Origin of the sequence: Kribbella catacumbae DSM 19601 (genome assembly GCF_000372465.1) — a bacterium.
GTDB lineage: Bacteria > Actinomycetota > Actinomycetes > Propionibacteriales > Kribbellaceae > Kribbella > Kribbella catacumbae.
This window is the reverse complement of sequence record NZ_AQUZ01000107.1, coordinates 1-8180: the sequence shown is the minus strand read 5'-3', so window position 1 is coordinate 8180 and position 8180 is coordinate 1. Positions and strand designations below refer to the sequence as shown.

At 68.8% G+C, this 8180-nt stretch carries 11 protein-coding genes; all 11 read right to left on the bottom strand.

The window, feature by feature from the left end:
• Positions 1-122: 122 nt before the first annotated feature.
• The gene (locus tag A3ES_RS0144920) at positions 123-320 is read right to left on the bottom strand and encodes a hypothetical protein (protein WP_157631085.1); all 198 of its coding nucleotides are present in this window, start codon (positions 318-320) and stop codon (positions 123-125) included.
• A 59-nt stretch (positions 321-379) separates the two neighbouring features.
• On the bottom strand, positions 380-1018 hold the full coding sequence (locus A3ES_RS0144915) for a phage tail protein (protein WP_020393386.1): 639 nt from the start codon (positions 1016-1018) through the stop codon (positions 380-382).
• Positions 1015-2172: a baseplate J/gp47 family protein gene (locus tag A3ES_RS0144910; protein WP_020393385.1), complete on the bottom strand. Its 1158-nt coding sequence runs from the start codon at positions 2170-2172 to the stop codon at positions 1015-1017. The genes A3ES_RS0144915 and A3ES_RS0144910 overlap by 4 nt, the downstream gene beginning before the upstream one ends.
• A 4-nt stretch (positions 2173-2176) precedes the next feature.
• Entirely contained in the window at positions 2177-2482 is a 306-nt protein-coding gene (locus tag A3ES_RS0144905; RefSeq protein ID WP_157631084.1) for a GPW/gp25 family protein, read from the bottom strand.
• A gap of 47 nt (positions 2483-2529) precedes the next feature.
• Complete coding sequence (locus A3ES_RS0144900) at positions 2530-2763, bottom strand: hypothetical protein (RefSeq protein WP_020393383.1); 234 nt, start codon at positions 2761-2763, stop codon at positions 2530-2532.
• Complete coding sequence (locus A3ES_RS55870; protein ID WP_202806741.1) at positions 2760-4046, bottom strand: NlpC/P60 family protein; 1287 nt, start codon at positions 4044-4046, stop codon at positions 2760-2762. Before A3ES_RS55870 ends, A3ES_RS0144900 begins: the two co-directional genes overlap by 4 nt.
• Positions 4043-4744 (bottom strand): LysM peptidoglycan-binding domain-containing protein, encoded by a 702-nt coding sequence (locus tag A3ES_RS0144890; RefSeq protein ID WP_026163802.1) that lies wholly within the window; start codon positions 4742-4744, stop codon positions 4043-4045. The genes A3ES_RS55870 and A3ES_RS0144890 overlap by 4 nt, the downstream gene beginning before the upstream one ends.
• Complete coding sequence (locus A3ES_RS0144885; RefSeq protein WP_020393381.1) at positions 4744-7038, bottom strand: hypothetical protein; 2295 nt, start codon at positions 7036-7038, stop codon at positions 4744-4746. The genes A3ES_RS0144890 and A3ES_RS0144885 overlap by 1 nt, the downstream gene beginning before the upstream one ends.
• Positions 7039-7057: 19 nt before the next feature.
• Complete coding sequence (locus A3ES_RS54840) at positions 7058-7216, bottom strand: hypothetical protein (protein ID WP_020393380.1); 159 nt, start codon at positions 7214-7216, stop codon at positions 7058-7060.
• An 8-nt stretch (positions 7217-7224) separates the two neighbouring features.
• On the bottom strand, positions 7225-7758 hold the full coding sequence (locus tag A3ES_RS0144875) for a hypothetical protein (RefSeq protein WP_020393379.1): 534 nt from the start codon (positions 7756-7758) through the stop codon (positions 7225-7227).
• A gap of 211 nt (positions 7759-7969) precedes the next feature.
• Positions 7970-8180: hypothetical protein (locus A3ES_RS50655; RefSeq protein ID WP_040457222.1), on the bottom strand; the 211-nt coding region annotated here is incomplete at its 5' end.

The window sequence follows — 8180 nt, the reverse complement described above, 5'->3', positions numbered from 1 at the left end:
CCCGGCCCCGTCATAGACGTGTACCGGGTGTTGTGGGGTCGGCCGCGCGACGACAAGAGCGCCGAGCCGCGACCCGTGGAGGTGTCACGGGTGATCGCGCCAGGCGCGACCACCATCCTCCATCACGAAGTTGAGTTGCCCGACTGACCCTTGCAGGTGACGACGGTGACGCCGCTCATCCCGGCAGCGATCCGGCGCAGCCGACCCGCCTCGAAGGTGCAACCACGACGCTCCTGGAACTCGGCGTCGTCGAGCAGTCGCGCGATCTCCTGCCGCTGAAGTTCCGGACACTCGGGCCGGGTCACCCTCATGGTTGTCATGTGTCGAGAGTAGGCATGGCGGTACGTACAGGTCAACCGGCGTACAGCCGGTCCACCGTTCAGGCGCCGGTGTAGTCGATCCGGTCCCACTGGCCCAGCGCGTCGATCGGGTCCCAAGTCGTGCCGATGGCGTCGACGGTGGCCCAGGTCGGCGCGTACGACGAGACGGCGAGGTTGAACCCGGCAGGTTTCGCGCCGGCGGCGAGGACCGCGTCGGTGACCTTGGACAGCGGGGACGGCGCCTCGTCGGCCCGGACCACCAGCAGGATCGTCCACGGGTCACCACCGGCGGACGGCTTCCCGTTGTGGGAGCGGACGTCGATGAACTGGGTTCCGGTGAGCGTCCGTCGCGCGGCGTTGGCGATCGCCTCCCGCGTCCCGGACTGCCACCCGGACGAACCATCCGCGATGGCGTCCCGCCAGGTCTGCGGAGGAGTAGCCGGGTCGAGCCGTACGCCGACCATCTGGCCGAGCCACGGAAGCCAGGCGTCGTCAGCCAGCGCGGGGTCGACCAGGTCACCCGCCTCGGCCCGGTCCGCGATGGCTTCTACCTGGCCGGCCTGGTCGCCGAGCAGGGACAGGTACCGCAGCAACGGGTACCCGTTGACGCTGGCGTCGGCCGTGTCGGAATCCCTCATGAACTCGGGCAGCGAGGTGTACAGCCGCTCAGTGAAGTCGGCGACGGCGGGACGGCTCACGCGACGGTCACCGTCACTACGCCGTACTTCGCCAGAGGAGCGACCCCGGCGAGCGCGACGTCGCCGCTTCCACCGGCCAGGGTGAGGGTGACGACCCGGCCGACGCCTGCGACGCGGTCGACCAGGCCGATGACCTCGTTCCGGTAAAGGCTCGCGCTCCACGCCCAGGCCTTCGGGTCAAGGTAGGCCTGGACGGCGGCGGTGACGTCGGCCTGGACCTTCGCGGTATCGCTGATCGTCGCCGTGACCGTGACGTCGACAGCGACGGTGGTGGTGGTCGGGTCGATCACATGGAGCGCGAGACCGGCGATGGCCTTCGAGCCGATGTCAGCGGCGACGGCGTTCTTCACGGCGGAGCTGAGCGGCAGCCCGTTCGCGTCCGCGACAGCGACGGTCACGTGCCCGGCGTGCGCGCCAGGAGAACCGGCCTGCCCGGGGTCGTACCGGTCGACGGTGGTGGCTCGGCCCACGGACGGGTTCTGCAGCGCGGCCGCGGTGAAGTGCGGCGGCAGGACCAGCGTCGAAACGAGCCGCGACAGCAGCGCCGAGCCGCGGTCGTACAGCTGCGCATCAGTCTCGGCGTCGCGTCCACCCGACAGTACGGAGACCAGCTCCACACGGTTGACGTAGGGGACGGCGTCGATCAGCTCGAGGACAGTGCCGGCAGCGAGCCCGTTGCCCGCGTCACCGACCTGCGTGGCGACAACCGCAACCTCCCCGGTGTTGTCCGGCGACAAGATCTCCAGCGGCTCCGCGGTGACCAGGTCAACTTCCTCGCCGGTCTCGGCGACGGTGACCCGCAGATGGGTGCCGCCAGGGACAGTCCGGCCGAACGTGTCGGAGAGAGTGAACATCACACGGCCGCCTGCCGGCTGCCCTGAGTCGCGTTCGAGGCCGTAGAGGACCAGGAGTGCCTGCAGGACGATCGCGGGCAGCCGGTTGAGCGCGTAGACGCCCTCGGAGACCAACAGAGCCAAGGCCTCGATCAGAACGACCTCGGTGTGGCCCTCGCGGGGGATCCAGTCGGGCATCTTGATCGTGGCGTCCGAGATGGCGCGGTCGACCAGGTCCTCCTCGTCCGCGTCGTACAGCGACAGGTCCACGTACCCAGGGGAGTCCGGGGCGGTGATGATCTCCGGGGCGAGCTCGGTCACGGGGTTACTCCTCGTCCTCGTCGAATCGGATGACGACGTCGGCGGTCAGGTCGTCGCGCGCGTTCACTTCCACGCTCTCGACAGAGACCCCGTCCGGACCCCACAGACTCAGGCCGGCGTCGACCTCAGCGGCGTCGAGCTCACCGAACGTCGGGTCAGTGATCCCGAAGTCGGGAGCGAACTTCCGCTCACCGCGACGGGTCAGCACCAGCACGGCAATCGCCTCGGCGTTGGCTGCAGTGGTGCCCTCGTCGACGGTCGCCACGGCGCCGGTCTGCGTCAGCCGGAAAGGGTGGGACAGGATGCTCACGCCGTCAGCATGCATGCCCGCAAGCCAGCTTGCGGGGATGCGGGCAGTCAGGCGAGACGGCAGACGATGGCTGGTTCGTCGACGCGGCCCTCGACGAACGCGACCAGGACCCTCTGCCCGGCGGCCCAGGCGGTCGGGGCCTCGCACGCCAGGCACGGCCCGTACTCCAGACCGGGTGAGGCGCGCGGCAGCTGGACGTACAGGTCGGTGCCGTCGACGCGGGTGACGACGCCCTGGTGGACACCGCTACCGGTCGCGGTGGGACGGTTCGGCCGGATCACTTGTACCTCAGCGAGGGAACGAGCCCGGCCGCTGTGAACCGGCTTGTGGAGGCTGTGCCCTGGCGTACGCCGTACTTCCTGTTCATGGCCTCGATCGTGCGGCCGTTCCCGAGAGAAACCGCGACGTGGCCCGGCGCGAACAGCAGCGCGCCGCGGGTCTTGATCGCCGTGGCGACGCTGATCGTCTTGCCCTTCTTCCGTACGTACGCCAGCTGGTTCGCGGACCCGTCGGGCATGAACGCCCCGGCCCGCTTCGCAGCCCACTCCACGAGCTCGGAGCAGTCGAACGCATCCGGGTCAGCGTCCTTCGCTGAGGCCTCCGCGCCGTAGGCGTACCGGTCGCCGGCCTGATCGAGGCAGGCCTGGACGAACTTCTCCACCGACGACGACGCGCTACCCATCGGTTTCTTGCCCTTGCTGACGGACGGCGTTTCGGGTGGTTCTGGGGTCGGGTTGATCGGGGTCGACGCGGTCACGGTGACAACGCCGGCACCACCGAAAGGGATCTCGACGCCGGTCACCATGTAGCGCCCGTCGAACGTGCCGACCCCGTACAGGATCAGCAGGTCGCCGGGCCGGATCCGCTCCGCGTCGTCGGACAGCAGCTTGACCGTGGTTTCGGCGGCCGCGCCGGAGTCGTCGGAGTCCCGGCAGTTCGGGACCTCCTGCAGGCCTTCGGTGCGCTTCGACTCGTCGGAGGACCACACCAGCGGCCAGTAGGTGACGATGCCCGGCCGGGTGAGCAGCCACGTTGGCCGGCCGAAGTACAGGATGCCGCCCGACTCGAACGCGACGAACCCGATCTCCTTGGCGAGACGCTGGATCGTGTCCCAGCTCGACTCGGCCTGTTCACCGGTCTGCCGCGCGATCTGGGACCGTACGGCGGACGGCTCACCGACGAACCCGAGCCCGTAGGCCTTGGCCTCGTAGTACGCGAACTGGGTGGGCGACACCTTCCGCCGTACCAGCGCGCCCTTGGCGATCTTGAGCTTCCGCCACCCGAGCGACCTGGCGGTGACCTGCACCCTCGGCCCGCCGGCGCCGTCGACGAGCTCACGCGCCGAGATGACAAGCCGCAGGTTGTCGTAGTCGCAATACCCGCCCCGATCGAACAGACGAGACCGCAGCAGCGTGAGGTCGGAGTCGGCGACGGTGAAATTGACCTGTGTCGCGCCGTCCGTCGTCAGCGACACCTGCCCGTCGATCACGGCCTCCGCCACGTCGGACGTCAGACCGCGGCCGCGAACGATGAGCTTCTCCACCCGTCCCGTTGCGAGCGTCACTTCGGGGGGATCCTCAGCCGCTTGCCGACCTGCAACTTCTTCGGGTCGCGTACCCCGTTCAGCTTCGCGATCTCCTTCCACCGCAGACCAGTCCCGAGGTACTTGACCGCGAAGTCCCACAGGGTGTCGCCGCGCCGCACGGTGACGTACCGGTACGACGGACTGGTCGCCTTCGGCTTCGTCTTGGCCGGCGGCTTCGGCTTCGGCCTGGTCGCGGTGCGCCCGATCTTCGGCCGGACGTCGAACGCCTCGACCAACTGAATGGAGACGTTCGCGCGGGTGACCTGGTTCGTGCCCTCCTGCCGCGCCAGCGGGGAGACCTGCAGGTCGGTCACGCGCCACCAGCCTCGCTCGAGAACCCCGAGCGAAAACAGGACCTTGTCAGCGTTCCCGACCACCGTGCGGAGGTTGGTGATGGTGCCCTCCACCGTGCCGTCGTACGCCGAGCTCGCGACAAGGAAGGAGAACTGCAGCGTGCGCAGACCCGCGCCGTTCCGCCTCACCAGCGGCTTCCGCCCGGACCGGGGGAGCACCGACCATTCGTCTGCGTCGCCGCCATGCTCGGTCTCGCGGGGCGCAAACGGGAACACCCACCGCGCCCCCGTCTCGGACTGGATATACGCCTTGGGGTGCATCTTCCGCTTGAGTCTCGCGATGAGACCTGCCCCGCGCGGGATCGCGATGCTGACAGTTGCCATCAGGAGCGCTCCTCAGCGTCGCGGATGATCCGGTCCAGCGCCCGCTCAAGGGCCTCTTCCAGGTCCATCTCGGTCTGCGGGTAGACGACGATCGCGCCCGGCTGCACCAGGACCGTCGTTCCGCCGCCACCGGAGCCGCCCCGGCCGCTCGTCGACCTGCTGGCCCTGGTGGTGTTCGTGTCGCCCATAACGGCGTGGACGTGGCGTCCGGAGCCCTCCCCGTGGATGGCGGCGTACCCGCCCTGCCGGCGCACCTCAGCGGCGTAGCTGGCGAGTCCCTTCCCGACGACGTCGACCGCCCGCCCGGACTGGTGGTCACCCGAACCGTGACCGCGGCCGCCGCCACCGGTCAGCAGGTTCGAGACGTGGTACCCGCCACCGAGCAGCGAGTTGACCCGCGCATGCCCCGCCATCGTGTGCGCCAGGTTCCCGCCCCGTCCCCGCGATGTCGCGGTGTCACCCGTGGGTAGCCCCTGGCCGGACGCAACGAGGCCGCGGTCGATGCGCGTCTCGATCATGTTCCGGTAGGTGTTGATCGTCACCGTCTTGGACGACGGCAACCCAGCGAGGAGCCGCTTCGCCTCCGTGATCCCCGCCTGCAGGTTCGTGATCTCGGCCTGCAGTTTCGCCCGCTTCGTCGCAGTCAGCTGCGGGTTCTTCAGCGCGGCCTGGGCCTGCGCCAGCTTCGTTTCGAGATCCTTCTTGTTGCCCTCCAACCTCGCGGTGCGGGTGACACTCGGGATCGAGATCAGCTGTGTGGCGAGCGTCTGGGCCTGCTTCCGCGACAGCCCCATCTGAGTAGCGAGCCGGACGAAGCTCGCCCGCGACCCAGCAGCGGACTGGGCGGCCGCGAACGTGCCCTTGCCGGCCCGCAGCATCGCCTCGGTTTGCGCGTTCGCCGAGTTGGCGACCTCGTTCAGCGCGGACCGGTTGGCCCTGCCCTTCGCCGAGTTGATGTCGAGAGTCCGGCCGTTCTCCTTGATCGACTCGGTAGCCGAGTCGATCGCGGCCTGCAGGTTGATCTGTGCACCGCTGAGGCCGAGCGCCAGGTTCTGCAGCCGGAACAACGACTCGATCAGCCTGTCGGTAGCAGCCCTCTGCCGCTCGATCTTCGTCGCCAGCGCCTCCATCTTGGGTCCGGCCTTCAGCGCCTCCGCGCCGCCGGCGCGGAGCCCCTGGGCGAGCAGGACCGTCTGGTTCGCCGCGTCGGACATGCTTTGCCCCGATGCGTCGGTGTCGTGCTTCAGCGCGTTCACGCCGTCACTGATCTTCGTGATAGCCGCAGCCGTCGTCGTCAGCGGACCAAGGAGGGCGCCGATCGCGAAGTTCAGCCCGGAAAAGGCCGCCTCCACCAGCGACGTCCCACCGGTCAGCTCGTCGAAACTTGTGTTCGCGTCGTTCATGATCTTGATGAAATCCAGCAGTATCGCGGTCGTGTCGCCGACACCGCGGATCACGTCGGCCAGGGCCTCCGGGTTCTTCTGGACGCTGAGCGCCAGCGCGGTCATCCCAGCCGCTACCTGACCGATCGCGGACGTCGTCGCGGGACCAGCGGCGGCGAGGACCGCGTTGAAGGCGTCGGTGACCGGGCCGATGGTCGGCAGGAACTGCTCCAGCGCCCGCGACCCCTCGTCCACGAAGGCCGAGATCGGGCCGGCCATCTTCGCGAAGGCCTGCGCCAGGTACGGATTGAACCGGTCGACGGTGCGCCGGAAAAATCCAGCTATGTCGATCAGGGTGCCCTCGAACGGCTGAGCGAGCAGCTGCATATCCGCGCCCAGATCGGACAGCGTCGACTTCCACTCGCTCTTCACTGCCTCGCTCTTCGCGGCGAACACGATGCCCAGACCGGCGAGCCCGGCACCGAAGCCGGCGACCAGCCCGGCGGCCGCGATAGCACCGATCGCCGGGCCAGCCACGGTGACAGCGCCGAGCAGGGCCGCGATCAGGATGGGGCCGACGACAGGGGTCTTCAACGCGCCGGACAGGCCGGAGAGAAAGCTCCTGCTGAATCCCTTCGACGCCTGCTTGCCGAGGCTCCCGAGGCCACCCGACCCGGCGCCGGTGAGCCACTTCTTCGTTGACTTCAAGGTGCGGGTGAGTCCACCCTCGACCGACTTGGCGAGCCCGCTGGCACGCTGCGACAGCCGGGTCAGCGAGCGGCCGGTCTCGTCGCTGCTCTTGGAGGTCTTGTCGAGTTCCTCCCGGACCTCTTTGACCTCGTCGCGGACGTCTTGGAGGGGACCGGACAGCTCGTCCTGCAGCTTGGCCCTGACGACCAGGTCGTCGGTCACCGGTCCCCTCCTCTCGCGGCTACTTGGCCGCCTTCTGGCGTGCGGTTCGGATCACGTTGTGCGCGGCCGCGCGGGCAGCCCGTTTGTGCAGGTCGGTTTCCTCGAGGACGAGGACCGGGTCGAGCCCGAAGGTGTCGGCGATGTGGGCCGCCCGCCGCAGCAGCGGGTGGGCCTGCATCGCTTCGATCAGAGGTCCAAAGGGTCGAGCTGGTCTCCCCACCCCGCGGCGCGCAGTACGGCGTCGCCCGTGCTGGTGATGGATGCGTCGAGCTTGTAGAACGTCTTCACGGCCTCGGCAGCGGACGGCGTACCGACCAGCTCGAGGAACTCCTGGTGAGCGAACCGCAGCGGATCGCCGTCGCTGTCTTGCAACAGCCGGCCGTCGCGGTAGATCCCGACGCACTTGTTCGCCAGGACCAGGCAACCGAGCCGGATGCCGTCGACGCCGCCCTCGTGTTTCTTGTTCTTCGAGAGCTTCCGCCACTTCTCCAGCTCGGGCTCAGAAATGTCGGTGCTGAAGGTCACGGCGTACAGGTCTCGGCCCGGTACGGGCAGCTTGACGTCCTCGACCTGGACGTCGGGCAGGTCGGCCTTCAACAGGTCCAGGTCGCTCATCGGCTCGACCGGCTGGACCTCAGCGGCTGCCTGCGCGGGCAGGCCGGAATCCGCCGGCACATAGCCCTGCGGCGGCAGGTCGAACTTGTAGTCGGTCTCGGTCACGGTGGTTCTCCTGTGGTGGTGGGGGTGGTCGGCCTTCCCGGTGAGCATCTGAGTCACCGGCGCGGCTGTGTGGGACGCGGCCTCCGAACGCACAAAGGGAGCGCCCGCGACCCCCCGTGTTAGGTCGCGAGCGCTCCCGCTGAATGCCTGCCAACCGGCGGCCAGCCACCACTAGTCGGCGCTCCGCACTGCCCGGCTGACAGGAGTCCCTTTACGCCGCCCCGGACGTAGCGAACGCCAACTCCCAGCGCGCCGGCTCGCCAGACGACGCATCCAGTTCGGGCTCAGTCACCCGCAGCAGAAGCGAGTTCGGGTACGTGATCGGCTTCCCAATCGGCGTGAAGTCCGGATCGGTCGGCTGCTTGGTCACCGTCGTACGCCACTGCCCGATCAGCGGCCGCAACCGGTCGATGACCGGCTGG

Bases quoted from the DNA above. Each gene is read 5' to 3' on its own strand.
- A3ES_RS54840 (WP_020393380.1), bottom strand. From the start codon at position 7,216: ATGCAGGCCCACCCGCTGCTGCGGCGGGCGGCCCACATCGCCGACACC.
- A3ES_RS0144920 (WP_157631085.1), bottom strand. From the start codon at position 320: ATGACAACCATGAGGGTGACCCGGCCCGAGTGTCCGGAACTTCAGCGG.
- A3ES_RS0144890 (WP_026163802.1), bottom strand. From the start codon at position 4,744: ATGGCAACTGTCAGCATCGCGATCCCGCGCGGGGCAGGTCTCATCGCG.